15 protein-coding genes are annotated in these 19432 nt (G+C 56.8%); 4 read left to right on the forward strand and 11 right to left on the reverse strand.

The features are described from left to right. Positions 1-35 precede the first annotated feature (35 nt). The gene (locus CPPEL_RS06885; protein ID WP_425453775.1) at positions 36-569 is read left to right on the forward strand and encodes a YceI family protein; all 534 of its coding nucleotides are present in this window, start codon (positions 36-38) and stop codon (positions 567-569) included. On the opposite strand, the gene CPPEL_RS06890 is transcribed toward CPPEL_RS06885, so the two are convergent. From CPPEL_RS06890 to CPPEL_RS06905, 4 genes are read right to left on the reverse strand one after another with little or no spacing between them, the layout of a single operon-like run. Beyond that, positions 566-3163: an AAA family ATPase gene (locus CPPEL_RS06890; RefSeq protein ID WP_123960426.1), complete on the reverse strand. Its 2598-nt coding sequence runs from the start codon at positions 3161-3163 to the stop codon at positions 566-568. The two genes, CPPEL_RS06885 and CPPEL_RS06890, sit on opposite strands and share 4 nt — an antisense overlap. Continuing rightward, positions 3160-4296, reverse strand: coding sequence for a metallophosphoesterase family protein (locus tag CPPEL_RS06895; protein ID WP_123960427.1), 1137 nt, complete (start codon positions 4294-4296; stop codon positions 3160-3162). Before CPPEL_RS06895 ends, CPPEL_RS06890 begins: the two co-directional genes overlap by 4 nt. A 37-nt stretch (positions 4297-4333) precedes the next feature. Continuing rightward, positions 4334-5122, reverse strand: a complete 789-nt coding sequence (locus CPPEL_RS06900; RefSeq protein WP_123960428.1) for an SWIM zinc finger family protein — start codon at positions 5120-5122, stop codon at positions 4334-4336. Beyond that, entirely contained in the window at positions 5123-8272 is a 3150-nt protein-coding gene (locus tag CPPEL_RS06905; protein ID WP_123960429.1) for a DEAD/DEAH box helicase, read from the reverse strand. A gap of 180 nt (positions 8273-8452) precedes the next feature. On the opposite strand from CPPEL_RS06905, the gene putP reads away from it, so the two are divergent. From putP to CPPEL_RS06920, 3 genes are read left to right on the forward strand one after another with little or no spacing between them, the layout of a single operon-like run. Continuing rightward, on the forward strand, positions 8453-10030 hold the full coding sequence (putP, locus tag CPPEL_RS06910) for a sodium/proline symporter PutP (protein WP_123960430.1): 1578 nt from the start codon (positions 8453-8455) through the stop codon (positions 10028-10030). A gap of 52 nt (positions 10031-10082) precedes the next feature. Next, positions 10083-10691, forward strand: coding sequence for an HNH endonuclease family protein (locus CPPEL_RS06915; RefSeq protein WP_123960431.1), 609 nt, complete (start codon positions 10083-10085; stop codon positions 10689-10691). Between the two features lie 60 nt (positions 10692-10751). Next, positions 10752-11219, forward strand: coding sequence for a DUF2269 domain-containing protein (locus CPPEL_RS06920; RefSeq protein WP_123960432.1), 468 nt, complete (start codon positions 10752-10754; stop codon positions 11217-11219). A gap of 59 nt (positions 11220-11278) precedes the next feature. On the opposite strand, the gene CPPEL_RS06925 is transcribed toward CPPEL_RS06920, so the two are convergent. The 7 genes from CPPEL_RS06925 to CPPEL_RS06955 all read right to left on the reverse strand — a co-directional run bounded on the left by CPPEL_RS06925 (position 11279) and on the right by CPPEL_RS06955 (position 19320). Next, positions 11279-11734, reverse strand: a complete 456-nt coding sequence (locus tag CPPEL_RS06925; RefSeq protein ID WP_123960433.1) for a hypothetical protein — start codon at positions 11732-11734, stop codon at positions 11279-11281. A gap of 121 nt (positions 11735-11855) precedes the next feature. Continuing rightward, positions 11856-13868, reverse strand: coding sequence for a DEAD/DEAH box helicase (locus tag CPPEL_RS06930; RefSeq protein WP_123960434.1), 2013 nt, complete (start codon positions 13866-13868; stop codon positions 11856-11858). A 223-nt stretch (positions 13869-14091) separates the two neighbouring features. Beyond that, positions 14092-15306 carry a galactokinase gene (galK, locus tag CPPEL_RS06935; RefSeq protein WP_123960435.1) on the reverse strand — a complete coding sequence of 405 codons (1215 nt, stop codon included), beginning with the start codon at positions 15304-15306 and terminating at the stop codon, positions 14092-14094. A 2-nt stretch (positions 15307-15308) separates the two neighbouring features. Then, positions 15309-16418 carry a galactose-1-phosphate uridylyltransferase gene (gene galT / locus CPPEL_RS06940; protein ID WP_123960436.1) on the reverse strand — a complete coding sequence of 370 codons (1110 nt, stop codon included), beginning with the start codon at positions 16416-16418 and terminating at the stop codon, positions 15309-15311. Then, positions 16418-16696, reverse strand: coding sequence for a hypothetical protein (locus CPPEL_RS06945; RefSeq protein WP_123960437.1), 279 nt, complete (start codon positions 16694-16696; stop codon positions 16418-16420). Before CPPEL_RS06945 ends, galT begins: the two co-directional genes overlap by 1 nt. A gap of 13 nt (positions 16697-16709) precedes the next feature. After that, positions 16710-18359, reverse strand: coding sequence for a sodium:solute symporter family protein (locus tag CPPEL_RS06950; RefSeq protein WP_123960438.1), 1650 nt, complete (start codon positions 18357-18359; stop codon positions 16710-16712). Between the two features lie 61 nt (positions 18360-18420). Next, positions 18421-19320, reverse strand: a complete 900-nt coding sequence (locus CPPEL_RS06955) for an aldose 1-epimerase family protein (RefSeq protein WP_164470390.1) — start codon at positions 19318-19320, stop codon at positions 18421-18423. Positions 19321-19432: the final 112 nt, after the last annotated feature.

Here is a 19432-nt window from a genome sequence, read left to right on the forward strand (position 1 = left end):
CGTACCGCACGAGAGTGCAACACAACAACGATTGGATGATGAACATGAACCTCAATGGCACGTTTCAGCTTGACGCTTCCCACTCCTCTGTCGCATTCGTGGCTCGCCACGCAATGGTGACCAAGGTGCGTGGCACCTTTAACGAAGTAGAAGCAACCATCGTGCTCGATGGCGAGAACTCCAAGGTGCAGGGCACCGCGCAGGCCGCCAGCATCGATACCGGCAATAGCGACCGCGATGAGCACGTTCGCGGCGATGATTTCTTCGCCGTAGAGCAGCACCCCACCATCTCGTTTGAGTCCACCTCTGTGGAGCTCAACGGCGAAAAGGGCAAGGTGCACGGCAACCTCGAGATCAAGGGCAACTCCAAGCCCGTCACCTTCGATGTAGAGGTCAATGGCATTGCCGAGGATCCCTTCGGCAACACCCGTCTTGGCTTTGAAGCTTCCACCAAGATCAACCGCAAGGACTTCGGCATCGACTTCAACGCTCCCCTGAACACCGGCGGCATGCTGGTGTCCGAGGAGATCAAGATTGAGATCGACGGCTCTGCCATCAAGCAGGACTAGTAATAGCGGGCAAGCTCCGCGAGCGAATGGGCCTGCCGGCCGGGAACCTTTTGAAAGCGTTCCGGCTGGCAGGTCATTATTATGACCTGCTGCTTTTCGGCCATTTTCGCAAGCAGTGCGCTCATGCTGCCGATGCGAGCAGGATCGCTTGCACCTAAGGGATCGTCGAGTACCAGGCTGGTGTCTTCTCCCCCGGCGATCATGGCCAAGGCGATGCGAATAAGCACCGCTAGCTGCTCCCTGGCACCTACCGAGAGCCGATCGAGCCCAAGATGGCCGTCTTGGGCGCTTCGGGCGGTCACGCTGAGGTTCTGATCAAACTCGAACTCCACCTCCGAGCCATAGACATAGGGAGCAAGCTGGCTGAGCTTTTGTCCCAGTGGTCGCGCGTAGCGCTCACGAGCCTGGTTCCGGTGGCGCTGCAGCACCTCGTATAAGAGCTTCACCGCATCGGCATCACGCTGCTGCACTGCAAGGCGCTGGCGTGCAGCCTGCAATGCACGTTCGGCTTGTTGCGCTTGCTCTGCAACACCAGTTTGCGCATCAATTTCGCTTTGATTGACCTCAATTAGCGCCGTCTTCTTCGCAATATCTTGCTGAATGTTGTGCACTTCAGCCTTGGACTGCTCAAATTCCGAGGCAAGCTTTTCACCACCGAAGGCATCCACCTGCAATCCGGCCTGTTCAAGGCTGGATTGCAACTTTTCACACGCGGCCTCACGCTGGGAAAGCTGCTGCTCAAGCTGCTCGGTAGCCTGCTTGCTTTCTGCCTTTTCTACATCCTTTTTTAAGCCCTGGACTAAGGCCTGAGCGTGCTCGACTTTGGCTTCAATGCCATCAAGTGCACGCTGCGCAGGCCTGCTGCTGAGCGCTTCGCGGCGTTCTACAAGGCCAGCCTCTTCTGCCTGAAGGGCCAAAAGTTCTTCGCCTAAGGCTTCGCGGTCATCCTCACACTGCTCCGGAATATCGACGCCCTGCAACGCAAGCTCAAGTTCGGCCTGTCGCTGCGCAACCTCAGATTCTTCGCGCTGGCCTAAAATACCGGCACGTTCAAGCCGCACCTGGTGCAACTCGCTTTCGGCGTCCTCTCGGCTATTGCGAAGCTCTCGGAGCTGCTCAAAGTCTTTTGCTGGAGTATCTTGCAGCGCCTGCTCTAAGGCTCGTTCTGCTTCCTTAACAGCCTGCGCACTCGCCTCACTGCCTGCGCCCGGCTCCACCGAGATCTCCACACCATCAATTTCCAGCTCGATGGCTTCGGTAACGGCAAAGCGCTGCTCTTGATCCACGGTGTGTTCTTGGCCGTTGAGCGCAATGGTCGTAGGGGTCTGGGCATGCAGGCGCAGTTGCGCACTTTGGCTTTCATTGACGGCTCGGGCACTACGCAAGGCAGCCTGGGCATCGGCCACCGCATCCACCATCGCCTGTGTCACATTCGGAACGGACTCCAAGCTGATCTGGCGTTTTTCCAGCTTTTCAAGCTGGGTGCGCTGTTCGCGCAGGTGTTGCAATTCCTCGTGCTGCTCAATGAGCCTCAACGCAGCACTGCGTTTTTCAATGCTGCTGCTCAGTTGGGCGATCTGCTCACGGCAGGCCTTCAGCGCAGCCGCGACTTCTTCTACCTTGAGCTGTTCTTGTTGCTGGAGTGCTGCCTTGTCCTTGCGCTCTTGTTCAAGTTCCTGGCATTGCAGCTGCTGTTGCTCCAGGGATTGCTTAAGCTCTTTACGCTGCTCAAGTTCCCTTTTCGCCGCCTCCAATAAGGCTAAAGCGTCCGCATGGCGCTGCTTTAAGCCTTCAAGTTCGTCTTGGGCTTGCTTCATCGAGCGATACTCTTGCTCTTTTTCCTGAAGCTCTTTTTCTGCTTGTGGCAGGCGCTGCTCCAAGGCGAGGATCTCGGGCTTGGTCTTATCTACCAAATCAACCCTGGCTTCGATCTGCTTGAACTGATCACTCGCCGTGTTGTTCCATTCTTCGGCCTCCTCCACGGCTTTGATCGCCGTCTGCAGCGCACTGCCAGCTTTGGGCCGGCCAGTTGCAGTAAAGGTGGCGCTGTAGCGCTTGCCCAGCTTTGCCAACAGCTCTGTGTCTTCATCAAAGGCATCAGCATCGTCATGGTTGAGCATCGCCTGCAGGGAAGGAATGCCGGCTGCCTTCATATCTGCATCCAGTTTTTCCTGGGACACAAACAATGCCTCGAAAAGCTCAGGATCATTGGCCTCGCCTTCAACCAAGGCTTTGAGCCGGTTGGCAGCCTCCGTTGCCGTCCACTGCTGGCCTTTGAGCGGGCCTTCAAGGGCTTTGAGCTCTTCAACAGGCTTTTTTAACCAGCGCTTATGCAGCAAGAGGCGGTGCTGCCCCATGGTCAGCTCAAGGGAAATCTCTGGGCCTTCATCGCGGGCTAAGGGGCGAAACGCCTCAATGTCCTGGCTTTTGGAGGTGCTTTTGGTAAAAAGCGCATGACGGATGAGCTCAATGATCGTTGACTTGCCCGCCTCGTTTTCACCATCAATGACTACGACGCCGTGGTTGGGAATATCTTCTAGCTTGAACTCAGCTACTTTGGCTGCGTTGCGGATGTGGATCTTATGAAAAATCATGATGCGTTCCTTCCCAAGCGCAGCAGCAGTTTGGCGGCGTCGCGGGCTGTTTCGTCGTCTCGTTCTTGGAGCTCTTTTAAGGCCTCGCGGGCAAAGCCCGAAAGCCCTAGATTCTCAATCTCTCCTTCTTGGGGTTGGACAATGAGGTCCATGGTGCGCTCGTGGCTATACAAGCAGGCAAAAGTATTTTCTAGGGTGTGCAGGCGCTCCTCTAAGAACTGCGAGGTGCCAAGGTCTACTACCCCTTCGAGCGAATAGCGGATCGCAGTGTTGTACTTATCCTCGTATTGCTCAAGTTGGTTGATAAACGCCTCGGCATCTTCAAAAGAATTCACGCTTTGGTGAATATCGTGGAAGATCCACGTGCCAACCCGGTGGGTGGCCACTGCAACCTCGGCTTCATCTTCGCCGTGTTTTTCTACCTCCACCACAAGCGCATTGCCGGAGTTATTCTCACCGCCATTGGTGTGTAGGACGTGATAATCCGTCGGCTCTGGTGAGCCGGAGAACCACACTTTGCCACTGGATCCAACCGGCTGTGCTGAGTGCGTATCGCCTAAGGCCAGATAGTCGATCACACCCTGGGCAATGTTTTGCTCTACCAAATCCAGGGAGATCTGATCCAAGCGAATCTCGTTGCTGCGGCTTTCTGCCTGGCCGTGGCCAACGGCGATGCGGATATTGCCCGTGGGCTCTAAAGGCTCAATCGCCTCAGCTACGAGGTCACGATCAGAAGACTTCGCCATATATGGTGCTGCGACAATCTCTACGCCAGGGACCACCTCAAATGGCGTGTTATCCCTGGCAACGATCACATGCTCAATGGATTCGATATGCGAATACATTGAGTCTGCCGTGAGCGGATCATGGTTGCCCGCCACAAATACCGTGGGAATGCTTAGCTTTTCTAATTCAGCTTTGACGCGGTTGATCGTTTGGAGGGATAAAGAGTTGGCGTCGAAAAAGTCTCCGGCGACAACCATAAACTCGCAGCCTTGAGCCTTGGCCAAGTCGTGCACGCGCCTAATGGCCAGGATGCGATCTAAGGCAAAGCGGGGGCTTGCCTCTTCACCCAAGCGCCAGCGGCTCATGCCTATCTGAAAATCGGAAGTGTGGAGAAATCTAGTCTTCATACCTTTAACAGGTAGCAAACAACCTCCGATCGCGGGGCTATCTACCCATTAAATGATCGAACATTTCTTCTAAATCTGCTACCGCACGAAGCTCTTCTACCGAGGAATATGACACCAAGCGCATGGCCTTATACAGCAACTGCAGGTCTGAATCTTCCAAAGCAGAGGCGGGCTCCGGGTCGGGCAAATCGGGCAATTCGCCACCTTGCCAAAACGCCTCGGAAGATCCCTGGGATTGCTGCTCACTGTGCTGCTTTGCCTGCGTGAGCACCGCCTGTTCAAGGGCAACAATGTTGAGCCCTCGCAGCTCAAATACCTCGGTGGGGTATTTCTGCAGCCGCTTTGCCGCCTCAATGGCTACCGCGATCACGTGCTTACAGGTGTAGTTCGGATCAGGGCAGCTACAGCGCAGGCGAAGATCATCTGCATGTTCTGCGATTAATAAGGCCAGCACTTCAGGGCTTAAATCACCTGCACGCGCCCGCTTGATGCCAGCTCGTTCTTGCACTAAAAGCTGGGATATCTGGGCAATTTCATCGGTGCTGCGGTAGGGAAGGATCAGCGCGACGTCGAAAGGCTCTAATTGCGAACCAGACACCTCGGCCAAGATCTGGCCGTCGCGGAGCTGGAGATTCATCACCTTGTTCTTGCGGGCATATTCTTGGCCACGCTGAATGCGGCCATGATCGCTCAAGCCAAAGATGAAGTGTTGCAGCATCCCGCCCGCGCCGTCGATGTCGGGCTGGACTGTCGGCTCTTGCACAGGCTGCGAGGAACGCGCGCCGAAGTTGGCGTAGATGACGTTGTCTTTTCTCGCTCGTACCATCTATTTCTCCCTGCCTCGAAAACGCATGAGCTCCATTAATTGCTCGGGTTCAAGCTCCGTGAGCCAGCCTTCACCGGCGCCAACCACAGCATTTGCCAGATGTATCTTGCCAATAATCACATCATTAATGGCCTCTTCGAGCGTGCCTTGGGCAAGAAGCTTATACACGCGCACATTGCGGCCTTGGCCAATGCGGTAGGCGCGGTCGGTGGCCTGATTTTCCACCGCCGGATTCCACCAGCGATCCATGTGCACCACCACATTCGCTGCGGTGAGGTTTAAGCCCGTGCCTCCGGCGCGAAGCGAAAGAATCATCACCGGCGGACCATCGGGCGATTGGAATTGCTCGACCATCCGGTCGCGGCCAGCCTTTGATACCCCACCATGCAAGAAGGGGATCGGCTCTCCATAGAATTCTTCTAGGTATGGCACGAGCATCTCGCCAAAGGTGGTGTACTGGGTAAAGATCAGCGCCTTTTCCTCAGCCATGCGAGCCTCGGAGAGGATCTCCATGAGCTTTTCCACCTTGCCGGAGCGATGCCGTCCGCGGTGAGTAATTGCGGAGTGATCGCCAAGAAAATGCGCGGGGTGGTTACAGATCTGCTTGATTTTGGTAATCGCCCCGAGCACCTTGCCTCGATTTTCAATCGATGAGCCTCCAGAAAGCTGGCCTTCTACTCCATGCACAAAGGCCTCGTACAGCGCTGCCTGTTCAGCGCTTAGGCGTACTGTGATTACCTCTTCGCGCTTTTCGGGCAGATCATCGATGATGCTTGGATCGGACTTTAAGCGCCGCAGAATAAATGGGGCACTCAGGCCACGAAGACGCTCGGCTGCTTCTTCGTCGTTATAGCGCTCAATGGCTCGTGCAAAGTGGTTGCGGAAAAATGAGGCACTTCCCAGCACACCTGGGTTAGCAAAATCGAGGATGGAGTGAAGCTCCGCCAACTTGTTTTCGATAGGCGTGCCAGTAAGCGCAATGCGGTGATCCGCCGGCAAGGCACGCGCAGAGCGCGAGGCCTTGGTGCTTGCATTCTTGATGGCCTGCGCCTCATCGAGCACTACCCTGCCCCAGCGCACCTTGGCCAGCTCGCTGGCCTCGCGTTGCAACACCCCATAACTGCTTAGCACCAGATCGGCCTGCGCTACTGCCTCAAACAGCGCTTCTCCTTTGGGGCGCGATGATCCGTGGAGTACCAGCACCTTCAAGCTCGGCACAAAGCGCTTTGCTTCTTTCGCCCAGTTGCCCACCACCGAAGTAGGTGCCACCACCAGCGTGGGCTTCCGGCGCGCCGCCTGCTTCTCTGCCTGCTCTTCTGCCTCCAGGCCCGCCTGCTCTCCAGCTTGCTGGCCCGCCTGCTCCCCAGCCTGCGCAATCTCAATGGCCTCCAGGCTGAGCAATTGCAGGGTTTTGCCTAGGCCCATGTCATCAGCAAGCACGGCACCAATCCTGTTGCTGGCCATCCAGTACAACCAATCCACGCCGCGGCGTTGATATTCACGCAACTGCGCATGCACTGTGGCAGGCAGCGCGACGCGTTGAGGCGCGGGGGCTTTTTCGCCGTCGACCACACCGAGTAATTCCTGGTACCAGGGGTCTCCGCGGAACTCCACTAATTGCTCTTGCTGCTGCATGGCAATGTTGCGCAGCTCTTGAATATCGGATTCTGCGATACCGGCGTTGGGGTCTTGAGCCAGCTCTTCCAGTTGTGCTGCTTCTGCAGCTAGTGCCTCCCAGTTCGGATCTTGGCGCAGCTTTGCCAACTCTGCCTGCATCCGCGCTTCATCGGCGCGTTTGCGCAGCATGCGCTTGGAGTTTTCCTGCAGTTGTTCAAAGTATTGCTGGATTTTGGCCACTTGGGCGGTATCGGCTACTACCCACCGCCCGTCGAGGCGCAACAGGCCTGACTTTGATTGCACCAGCTCTCGCATCTGTGCTTCATCGAGCTCAACGTCGCCCACAGATACTTTCCAGTCATAGGAAACGATCTGCTCAAAGCCGAACTTAGAAATCAGTGGGCCGCCGCTGACACGCACACTGGCCTTGGCTTGTTCTTTCCGGCCGGTCCATGCTTTTGGCAGCAAGACGGTAATACCGGCGCGCGAAAGTTTTTCTACGTCCTTTCGCACAAAGGCTGCCAGCTCATCGGTGCTTAAGGCGGTATCCCAATCCCCAACCGTTGATTGGCTGTACACCATGGTTGCCTCTGCCGGCAGCTCGCGGCGATAGTCCAGCACGGGGCTTAACTTGATCATTTTTTGGTGCTGCTCACGCAAAAAGGCCACGACCTCACGGTCATGTTCTCGAAGCAGCAGCGGCTGTGGGCTATCAACGCCGGAGCGAACCATGACCTTCACAGGCCACAGGGCAATCCCGAAATCATCGGACTGTGCTGCATCTTCTGCGGGCTCTTCAACCAGCACGATCAATTCCAGCTTGGATTTGAGCACGGAGTTGCGCCAGTCGCCAATAGCGTGGAGTAATTGCGGGTTCGCTCGGTGCAGCGATTCTGAACGCAGCAAGGCGCGGCTAAAGGCATGCCATTCGCGTGGGCGCGGGCGTTTATCTAGATCCACCAAGAGCGCGTGGGCGATCCAGTGCGGTAAGGCATCTGCCATATCTTCGGCCACGGTGCTGCCGGCGTTGCGCACCAATACACCCGGTGCTGCGGCCGTCATCTGCGCGATCCAGCCGCGCTCATTGAGCCCGGTTGCCAAGGTCCATTGCGGCCACCAGCGTTGTTCCCGAAACGCCAATTTGATGCTCAGGCGCCCGGCTCGCACAAATTGTTCTAGGCCCTCAAAGCATTGCACCATCCACCACAGATCGGGGGCGATGGTGGCGCGTTCTTCTTCTGTTGCCGCCGTTCCGCGCAGGCCGCTGATAGTGGCTAAGGCCTTCACGGTTTGTTCGGGGGTAAAGGCCACGGTGGGCAGCTTGGCAATATTGACGTTTCTGCCCTTGGGCGTCATGAGCGTGACGGGCTGAAAGTGCGTGCGCCGGCCTTTGATCAGTGCGTAGACCGCTGGCGGGAAGGCATCGTCTGGAACCGTATCGGCGGAAAGGATCTTGTGGCCTTCGACCTGTTCGATCCACAGCATGAGGCCGACGTCATTCGACCACAGTCCGTGCAACAGATACTCAGGCATAGGAATAGTTCTACCAGTTGGGTACCTAAACTACCCAAGCACTAATAGAACATCCGTGCTATTGTTCGTGGGGCAAGCCTCCCCCACTATTTGCAAGCCTCCCCCAATAATTGCGCTGATCACCGCCTGCATGGAAACCTTGGAACGCACCCTCACTCAATCTCATACCAAGGAGGCGCGATGACGGATACCACCTGGTTTATCATCGCCATCATCATCTATATGGGCGTCATGCTCGCCATCGGGTATTGGAGTTTCCAAAACACCGATGAATATGACGATTATGTACTTGCCGGCCGTGGCCTCAACCCCTTTGTAGCAGCGCTTTCTGCCGGCGCATCGGATATGTCTGGCTGGTTGCTCATGGGCTTACCGGGCGCGCTATTTGTGTCAGGTATGTCGGAACTTTGGATCGCCATCGGCCTGCTCATCGGTTGTTGGGCCAACTGGCGCTGGGTGGCTCCGCGCCTTCGCTCCTATTCGGAGGTCGCCGGCGATTCGATCACCCTGCCCTCCTTCTTTGAAAACCGCCTGGCCGATAAGTCCCGCGTGCTGCGCGTGGTGAGCTCGCTGATCATCATCGTGTTCTTCACCTTCTATGTCTCCTCCGGCATGGTTTCTGGCGGACGCTATTTCGAGTCCACCTTTGGCTCCGGCTACCTCGACGGCATGCTGATCGTTGCTGGCATCACCGTGGCCTATACCTTCATTGGTGGCTTCCTTGCGGTGAGTTATACCGATGCCGTGCAGGGCACCATCATGTTCTTGTCCTTGGTAATCGTGCCGGTGATGGCGCTATTGAGCCTGGATGATCCCTCGTCTATCTGGACGTGGGCTACCACGCACGATTACGGCCCTTATACCGGCGGCACTGGCAACCCTGATTACTTCTCCATGTTCAGTGGTGTGTCTGCCGCGGCCATCATTGGCAACCTCGCCTGGGGCTTGGGCTATTTTGGCCAGCCCCACATCATCGTGCGCTTTATGGCACTTCGCTCTCCTTCTGATGCCCGCCAGGGCCGCTACATCGGCATGACCTGGATGCTGCTTTCGATTGTGGGAGCTACCTTCGTGGCCATCATCGGCACCGCGTACTTTGGCCAAAACCCGAATGTTGCGGTGGTAGATCGCAATGCCTTCGAGACGATCTTCCTTGATATGGGCCGCGTGCTCTTCCACCCACTGATTGCCGGCTTGATCCTTACCGCAGTGCTTGCGGCGATTATGTCGACAATCTCTTCGCAGCTTCTGGTCACATCGACGTCGCTGATTGAGGATTTGTTTAAGATCTTCCGCAAAAACGAGCCTTCGCAAAGGCTGATGATTTACCTCTCGCGTACCGCCGTGGTAGCTGTTGCGATTGTCGCCGGGGTGCTTGCCATTAACCCTTCAGCCTCGATTCTTGAGCTCGTGGGCTTTGCCTGGGCAGGTTTTGGTTCTGCCTTTGGCCCACTGGTGCTGCTCATGCTGTACTGGCGCCGCCTCAGCACCACCGGCGCCATCGTTGGTATGACTACCGGTGCTGTCGTGTCGTTCGTGTGGGGCATGTCCAGTTTGAGCAATAGCTTGTACGAGATGGTGCCAGGCTTTATCAGCGGCCTGGTGGTCACGGTCGTTGTCTCGCTTTTAAGCAAGCAGCCTGCGCCAGCAGTGCTCCAGGAGTTCGACGATGCTGTCCGGCTTTCCAAGGTATCGGCCGCGAATCCGGATCTGGATATCACGCAAGCCAATAACCTCCAGCAGGCCGGCAAGCTCTAACTTCACATGAATGCGGGGAACCGCACGGGCGCGTTTTACGTCAAATATTGATGTGAGACGCGCCTTTTTGTTGCTCCTTGTCCCTACTGTGCTGCTCGCCGGGTTAAGCCTTCCTCCCCTCGAGCGCCTCGATCCTGCTATTAATCAGATCCCCCAGGTAGCGATGCGCACGAAGGTGCAGGGCTATCAGCGTGAGCAATTCGGCCACGGTTGGGCCAGGGCGCCGAAGGCCTCATGTGACACTCGCCAGCGCCTCTTGGCCGAGCAGCTTTTCGACGTCCACCAAGACCCATCGTGTGCGCTTCGCAGCGGATGGGGCGAGGATCCCTATTCCGGCAGGCGCATTGGTGTGGGGTTTGAAGGTGTAGAAGCGATCGAACTCGACCACGTGTTTCCTTTGGCCGCTGCCTGGGATCTTGGTGCTGCCACCTGGTCACAGCAGCAGCGCGAGAACTTTGCCAATGATCCACTGAATCTCGTCATCGCAAGTAGGCACGCGAATCAAGAAAAATCGGATGCACTACCGGCTTCGTGGTTGCCGCCAAAGCGTCGTGCTCGGTGCTGGTACGTCAATCGACTGGCCGCGGTTGCTGCGCGCTACGGGCTCGCACTGCCTCGGGCAGATGTGGCGGTGATGCGAAGACAGTGCCTTCTGCGTTAGGGTGCATAAGCTGACATCTTTATGTCAAAAACGCAAACTTTTTAGAAAGGTTGTAGTGCTTTGAGCTCTCTCCTCGTCATTTTGCACGTGCTCGCCGCCGTGCTCTTCCTCGGTCCTGTGACTGTGGCTGTGTCCATGTTTGGCCCTCGTGCCCTTGCTGCTTCTCGCGGCGATGAGCACGCTAAGGGTTCGGTGAAGACCCTGCATCGCATCACCAGCGTCTATGGCATCCTCTCGCTGTTTGTGCCCATGATTGGTATTGCCCTGATGTTCACCGGCGATTACTGGTCCGAGGGTCGTTTCCACGCCTCGATCTTGCTTTCCTTGATCGCTTGGGCTGTGCTGTTCTTCCTGATCCTGCCGCGCCAAACCAATATGGCTGGCGCCTTGGGCGCGCTTTCTCTTGATGAGCAGGCAGAAAAGACCTATAGCGTGAACAACTGGGAAAAGGCGAAAAGCCAAAGCGCCATGTTCGGTGGCATCTTCAGCGCTCTCTGGGTGGTTGTCTTCATCTTGATGATGCTCTAAGCACCCACAGCAAAAATACCGGCCAGCACCCCTGCTTGGCCGGTATTTTTTTATGTTTTTTAAGAAGATCCCACGAGCACCCACGGGGCTTTTTTGTTCTCGCGTCGAAACTCCAAGTGGCTCACGCCGTTGAGGTGCGCCATGTGATAGCCCCGGCACCAATCAACATCGCTGCGTTTGTAGGTTTTAGATTCATATCGGCCGTCGTCGTCAAGCATCAAGGCAATATTCTCGCCTTCTTCTGGGCCGTATTCAGGGGTATCGAGGCTATCGATGCCAATGGCAGATTCTGCCAGCGATCGCGGCTCATAGGGGCAGATCACGGCCACCTTGGTCCACTCGTCGCCATAGGCTTCTGCTGCGCTCAGTGAGACTACTTGGGGGAATTCCTGCCCCTTGGCCTTTGTGCGAAGGGCGTCTTCTAAGGGATCGTGGGTGACTAACCAGATGGTGAAAATAGAAAACATCACCGTGAATACGGTTAGAGCAGCCATTCCGAGAGTGGCACGGCGCACGGTGACTCCTTCGATTTGAGCATGTTCAACAATCTTTCTTTGATGCTAGAACGCGCAGTGGGAAATGCATAACCCCCAACCCGGCTCGTGCAAGCTGAGTTGGGGGCCTATGATCAGGGGCTTAGTCGCGCCAGCGGCCGCGACCGCCACGGCGATCATCGCGGTCTCCACGGTTTCCGCGGTAGCCACCGCGTCCACCACCACGGCGATCATCACGATCGCCTCTAAAGCCACCGCGGTGCTCACGCGGAGGGCGACCATTATCGCGTTCGATATTGATCAACTGGCCAGAGATGCGGGTATCGCGCAGGTTATCCAGCACATCGCGGGACATATCCTTTGGCAGCTCCACCAAGGTGTGATCGGCAAAGATGCTGATGCGGCCGAAGTCTTTATTGCTCAAGCCGCCCTCGTTGGCCAAGGCGCCAACGATGGAACCGGGCCGCACATGCTGGCGCTTGCCCACGGCAAGGCGATAGAGCTGCATGTCTTGGCTGCGCTCAAATCGGCTACCGCGATCTCCACGGTCGCGGCGATCTCCACGATCAAAGTCGCGGCCACGGCGCTCACGGCGATCCCCACGATCGAAGTCGCGCTCGCGGCGATCACGACGACGCTCCGGCGGAGCTTCCTTCATCAAAAACTCATCGCCTGCGCGTGCCTGGGTGGCCAGTGCGGCAGCAATATCTTCCAAAGGAACGTCGTGTTCTTCGGCGTATTGCTTGATCAGGCCGCGGAATACTGCAACCTGGGCATCTTCGAGCGACTCGGTGATGGAATCTGCGAACTTCGACTTACGCGAATCGTTGACCTCATCAACGGTCGGCAGATCCATCTCGGTCAGCGGCGCGTTGGTGGCGCGCTCAATGGAGCGCAGCATGCGACGTTCGCGCGGGGTAACAAACAGGATCGCCTCACCGGAGCGACCAGCACGACCGGTACGGCCGATGCGGTGCACATAGCTTTCGGTGTCGTTGGGGATGTCGTAGTTAAACACATGGGTGATGCGTTCAACGTCCAAACCACGAGCAGCAACGTCGGTGGCTACCAGGATGTCCAGGCGGCCATCTTTGAGCTGATCCACGGTGCGCTCACGCTGGGCCTGCGCAATGTCGCCATTGATGGCGGCAGCAGAGAAGCCGCGGGCACGGAGCTTTTCTGCAAGCTCCTCGGTTTCGTGCTTGGTGCGCACGAACATGATCATGGCTTCAAACTCGGTTACTTCGAGGATGCGGGTCAAAGCATCGAGCTTGTTGCGGTGCGCAACCGAAAGGTAACGCTGCGTGATGTTGGTGTTGGTGCGAGTTTCGCTCTTGACCTGGATTTCACGCGGGTCATGCATGTACTGCTTGCTCAAACGGCGAATACCGTTGGGCATGGTGGCAGAAAACAGCGCCACCTGCTTGTCTTCAGGAGTATCGGCGAGGATGCGCTCCACGTCTTCCTGGAAGCCCATGTTGAGCATCTCGTCTGCCTCGTCCAAGACGAGGTACTTCAGCTCGGAGATATCCAGCGAGCCCTTTTCCAGGTGGTCGATGACACGACCAGGAGTACCCACGATGATCTGCGCACCGCGGCGAAGCCCAGAAAGCTGAATGCCATAGGCCTGGCCACCATAAATGGGCAGGACGTGGATATCGCCGAGGTGATCGGCAAAGCTTTGGAAGGAATCGGCAACCTGGAGTGCCAATTCACGGGTTGGTGCCAGCACCAGCGCCTGGGGGTGGCGCTTTTTCGCGTCGATGCGCGAAAGAATCGGCAGGGCAAACGCGGCAGTTTTACCTGTACCGGTTTGCGCAAGACCCATCACATCGTTGCCTTCCATCAGCAACGGGATGGTCTGTGCCTGGATGGCTGAGGGAACCTCAAAGCCAACCTTTTGCACGGCCTTTAATACGGCCTTTGGCAAGCCCAGGTTTTCAAACCCGGCTTCCTTCTTACCCTCTTGTTCACGTTCCGCTCCAGCGGCTTTCTCATTGTCCGCTGCAGCGGAGTCGTTGTTCTCAGAAGTATTCGCGCCCTTGTCGCCATCAACATCTTGGATGGCGTTTCCTTGCGATTGATCCTGAGATTCCGACACAAAATTCTCTTCCGGCACGTTCTCGCCGCCGGTGGCGTTATCGGTAATGCTCATTGCTAGTCCACGCTACGCTATTGGCCGATATATTGCCGAAAAGGAGACGCAACCCTCCCTTTCCCAAGCATGTGTCTAAGCACACTATCTATGCTCAAAGGCGGGGCAAAAAGCACGAAACGCTACCGGCGCGATCACTGAGATCACGCTGATAGCGTTGATCGGCTTGGCCTTCACACCCGCCGGTCCTACTTGCAGGCAGCAAGCCGATTAATCGTGCGCACTAGACCAACCTTCGGGCTCCTGCTCCAGGTGTTGCCACCATAAAGGAAGGCTCTGGAAAGCCCTGAGCTTCGGCTGCCTGCGCAATGCGTTCAGCCAAGGCCGCTACCTCGTCTTCGGCAACGATGGTGATCACGCTGCCGCCAAAACCACCGCCGGTCATGCGCGAACCACGGCTGCCTACCGTCTGGAATACCGATTCCAGCTCGGGAGTTACTACCTCGTATTGATCGCGCAGTGATTCATGGGAATCACGCATGAGCTTTGCAAAGGTGTTCAAGTCATCGCGCTCTAGAGCCTTGGCAGCCTCAGCGGTGCGATCCGTTTCTTCCACCACATGCTTTACACGCTTGCAGGTCACCTCAGCATCGCGGCCTTCGGCATTTGCCCATGAGGCAGCGCGAACCACGGCGTTATCTACCTCGCGCAAGGTCTGCGCACCCATCGCGGCGGTCACGTCGTCGATCACGCCACGCCTGGAGGCGTATTGGCCGTCGTTAAGCGCGTGCGGCGCGTTCGTATCGGCAATCAACAGCGCAAGCCCATGGCCTGAAAGATCGAAGGGCACCAAGGTGGTTGAGCCTTCTTGGAAGTCAATCACCAGTGCTTTGCCTTCTTGGCCAAACAGCGATGCACGCTGATCCAAACCACCGGTCGAGGCACCCACCACCTCATTTTCAGCTCGGATGCAGGCATCTACTAAGGCGGTGCGCTCTGCTTCGCTCGCGCTACGGCCAGTGGCTAATTCCAGTGAGCCCAAGGCAGCAGAGCATTCCAGGGCTGCTGAGCTTGAAAGCCCAGAGCCCACGGGCACATCAGACACGATGGCCATGTCGAGGCCTTCGGCGCAAGGAATCACCCCAGCCTCAATCGCTGCCCAAATGGCTCCCACCACATAGCCTGCCCAATTATCGGGGCTGCCAGGGCCTACCTCGTTGATGGGGATCTCTACACGCGAGGCCTCATGCTGGCCCGGCGCGAGGGAGACCACGCGGTAGGTGGGTTGGCCGGAGCGTCGAAGGGCGATGGCGGTATTGGCTTTCAGCGCAAAGGGAATGGAGATTCCGCCGGCATAATCAACGTGATCGCCAATCACATTCACACGCCCTGGTGCTGCCCACACCCCTTCTGGGTCTTCGGAGAAGTAGGAGCGAAACAGTGTGCTTGCGGCGTTGGCTAGGGTGGCGTCGTCGCGGGTTTCCATCCAGCGTGGCATGGTTACCACACCTCCTTGAACTTCTTGGCTATAGCCTCAGGGGTGGTGTCGTTGATCCACACACCTTGGGCTGATTCTGAACCGGCGAGGTACTTCATGCGGTGCGGGCTGCGCATGAGTGAGAACATCTGTAAGTGCAATCGCCCATAGGTGCGTAGCTCGGTATCCACCGGGGCTTGGGTCCAACCGGCGATGTAGGGGGTTTTGTCCACACCTTCAAAGAATTGATCAAAGGCGCTATACAGCCGCTTGAGCAAGCCTGCGAGCTCATCGCGTTCTTCTGGGTTGAGCTGGCTAAAGTCTGGCACATGCCGTTTGGGCATCACCATTACCTCTACCGGCCATTTGGCTGCTGCTGGCACAAAGGTAAGGAAGTGCTCAGCATCTTCGATCACGCGGCTGCCGGCATTAATTTCGGCTTGCAGGATTGCATCGAAGAGGTTATCGCCCTGGTTCAGTGCGTGTGCTTTGGCTTGTTCTACTACCTGCTTGAGCCGGGGGCTTAAAAATGGGTAGGAGTAGATCTGACCATGCGGGTGCTGCAGGGTCACGCCGATTTCTTCGCCTCGGTTTTCAAAGGGGAAAACCTGTGCCACCCCAGGGATTTGGGATAGTTCAGCGGTTCGGTGCGCCCAGGCTTCGATCACGGTGCGGATGCGTTCGGTGCTGAGGTCCTTGAAGGATCCCTGCACGTCTTCGCTAAAGCACACCACCTCACAGCGCGCCAAGGCGGGTTCTCGTGGGAAAAGCTCATCTCCGTCGACGTAGTGCTCCCAGCCTTCGGTATCCATGTGTTGGGTAAAGGAGGGGAAGCGGTTTTCAAACACCACCACGTCGTAGGAAGGCGATGGGATTTCGGTGGGCAGCTCCCCTGGTTTGCTTGGTGCCAGGGGGTTTTCATTGGCCGGTGGCATGAATGTTCTGTTCATTCGATGCGAGGCGTAGGCCACCCACGTGCCGGTGAGGGGGTCGCGGCGGATTTCGGAGGATGTGTTTGCTTGGGGTAGGTCGCGAGGATCCTCCAGCACGCGGTCGCCATGTTCGCGATCGTCGAAGTAGATAATCTCGCGGCCGTCGGCAAGCTTTGCTTTGGTGATCGCGACCTGGTGCATTAGTGACCTCCGGGAAGCGAAGACTCGTCGATCTTGGACTCATCCACCACGATGGGCTTCATCTTTGCCCAGAGCATGAATGCCACGCCCACCAGCAGCATCGCTAGGCCGGCATAGAGGTTATCGGCGCTGTTTTTAAGCGCCCCGGTGTCGGGGTTAGTGCCCGGGTCGAGCACGAAACTACAGATCACCAAGACGATGCCGTAGAGGCCGATGAGCAGACCGATGAAGTTGCGGATATCGAAAGCACCCGCAGCATGCTTTTTGTTCTTTGCCATGATTGCACTCCTTTTAGGCGAAGATGATGTTCAAGGCGATGACGAGCACCATGCACAGCACGCCAAGGGGAACGGTACGGCGGTACCAAGGAAGGGCGGCCTCGTTTGCGTCGACAAGCGATTCCTTGGGAGTAACCGAGCGGACAAAGCCGACAAGCTCACTATCGGGCTTGGGCTTCGTGGCCATGGACACCACGATGGAGATGATGATGTCGGTGGCAAAAGCGATGGAGGCTGCAACGAAGGCAGTACCTTGGCCAGGAAGGTTCACCACCGGGTCTTGACCAAGTGAGAGCACCCAGAAGCCGATGGCGGCGAGAGTACCGGATACCAAGCCCACCCAACCGGCGGTGGGTGTCATGCGCTTCCAGAACATACCCAGAATGAAGGTGGCAAACAGCGGGGCGTTAAAGAAGCCGAAGAGCGTTTGCAGGTAATCCATCACGTTGCCGAAGTTCTTGGCCAAAAGCGCAGTGAACACGGCAATCACGGTGGCACACACGGTGGCTAGGCGGCCGAAGCGCAGGTAGTACTCGTCTTCACGATCCTTGACCACATAGGTTTGCCAAATGTCGTAGCTCATCACCGTGTTAAAGGCGGAGATATTGGCAGCCATACCGGCCATGAAGGAGGCCAGCAAACCAGCAATTGCCACACCGAGCAGACCATTAGGCAGCAAGTCGCGCATCAACAGCAGCACCGCATCATTCGGCGCGGCCTCGGGGTTAGGACCAATGAGCTCAGCCACGAGCACCGAGGCGATCATGCCGGGCAGGACCACCAGGAAGGGAATGAACATCTTGGGGAAGGCACCGATGATCGGCGTCTTACGAGCCGCAGACAGCGACTCGGAGGCCATGGCGCGCTGAACCTCAACGAAGTTGGTGGTCCAATAACCAAAGGAGAGCACGAAGCCAAGACCGAAGGTAATGCCGATTACAGAGAGCACCGGGGAATCAAAACCGGAGATCTGCATGCCCGGCCAGGTGTGGAAGTGCGAGGAATCAGCCACTTGCTCCTTCAAACCAGACCAGCCACCAACGCGGTTCAAGCCGATCAGGGTCAGCGGCAGCAGCGCTGCGATGATGACGAAGAACTGCAGCACCTCGTTATAGATGGCGGCCGAAAGACCACCCAAGGTGATGTACGAAAGCACGATCACAGCGGCCACGATCAAGGTGACCCACAGCGGCCAGCCCAGCAAAGCGTTGACGATCTTTGCCAGCAGGAAGAGGTTCACGCCAGCGATGAGCAACTGCGCCAGGGCGAAAGAGATGGCGTTAACCAGGTGCGCACCCGGGCCGAAGCGCCGCAGCATGAATTCCGGCACCGAACGAACCTTGGAGCCGTAGTAGAAGGGCATCATCACAATGCCCAAGAACACCATCGCCGGCACCGCGCCGATCCAGAAGTAGTGCATGGTTTGGAAGCCATATTGCACACCATTGGCAGACATGCCGATGATTTCCACCGCACCTAAGTTGGCGGAAATAAACGCCAAGCCCGTCACCCACGCGGGCAGGCCACGGCCGGAGAGGAAGAAGTCGATAGAGGAAGAGACACGTGCCTTCGCAGCCCAGCCAATGCCGAGCACAAACACGAAGTACAACGCGACCAATAGATAGTCGACCCAACTGGCGTCGAGCCGCAGTGCGGTATCCATACCTGGTCACCTTTACTTTCAACTGTTAATGAGGGGATATTCAGTTGTTGGCCTGGAGGTTTCAGGCCGCGCTTATGTTAATTCGGTATTCGATTGGCGAACCCGGCAAGAGCTTTTCGACGTCTACGTCATCATGTAAAGCGTTCGGCGGCGCGGACATAGGCTCGATTGCCACTGCCCTTCCCCGACCCGGGTACGTCACTCCGAGAGATTCATCCGGGGTGAAGATTTGAGCCCACCCTAGGTTGGAACTGCACCGCATCATCACCGCGCCATGTTCGCCAGTCAGACGTGCGTTCACTCCACCAGGAGCGGTGAAGCAATCATCAAATACCAGCCCGCTAAGCCCGACTCCTGCTTGAAGATCTGAAACTATAGGGCTGCGGGTGAGGGATCCGCTGGGGAGATTCCGCTTGCTATCAAGAGGCAGTTGTTCATCCACATTGATTTCAAGCTGCAGCGCATCGGTTGGTTCACCAAAGCAATTCAGGTAGCTATGCCATCCAAAGGCGAAGGGAGCAACTGACTCTTTCGCTTCCGCCTTTGCGTAGAGCTCCAACCCATCCTCGCTGAGCGAATACCTGACCTGCAGCTCGATTTGCCACGGCCACCCAGGGCTTTGAGGGATTTCGGTACGCAGCACAACCGAATCAGTGTCACGCTGGACTACCGACCAGATGAGGTTATGAACGAGCCCATGGATGGCGTTGTTTCGATCAGGTTCGGAAATCTCGAGCTGATAGGACTGCCCTTCGAAAGAGAATTGGCCATCTTCCACACGGTTTGGCCAAGGTGCCAATATCAATCCTGCTGCGAGAGGAGGATCAGAGGGATCTTCATACGTTTCTACGAGTGGATAGCCACGATAGGTGAGAGCTTTAAGTCCCCCTCCGAGAAGATTCACCTCCGCGTGGTAATCCCCAAAGTTAAGCTCAATCAGGCTCGTTTTTGCAGGTTCCACGGTGTTTTTACCTCTCAGTTTCGAGACATCCCTAGCGAAGCTATTTGAAGGACGTCTGACAACTTTCATGCTAGTTCTGTAAAAACAATATTGGCAACCAAAGCCATCACTT

Source organism: Corynebacterium pseudopelargi (assembly GCF_003814005.1).
In the GTDB taxonomy this organism is placed as follows: domain Bacteria; phylum Actinomycetota; class Actinomycetes; order Mycobacteriales; family Mycobacteriaceae; genus Corynebacterium; species Corynebacterium pseudopelargi.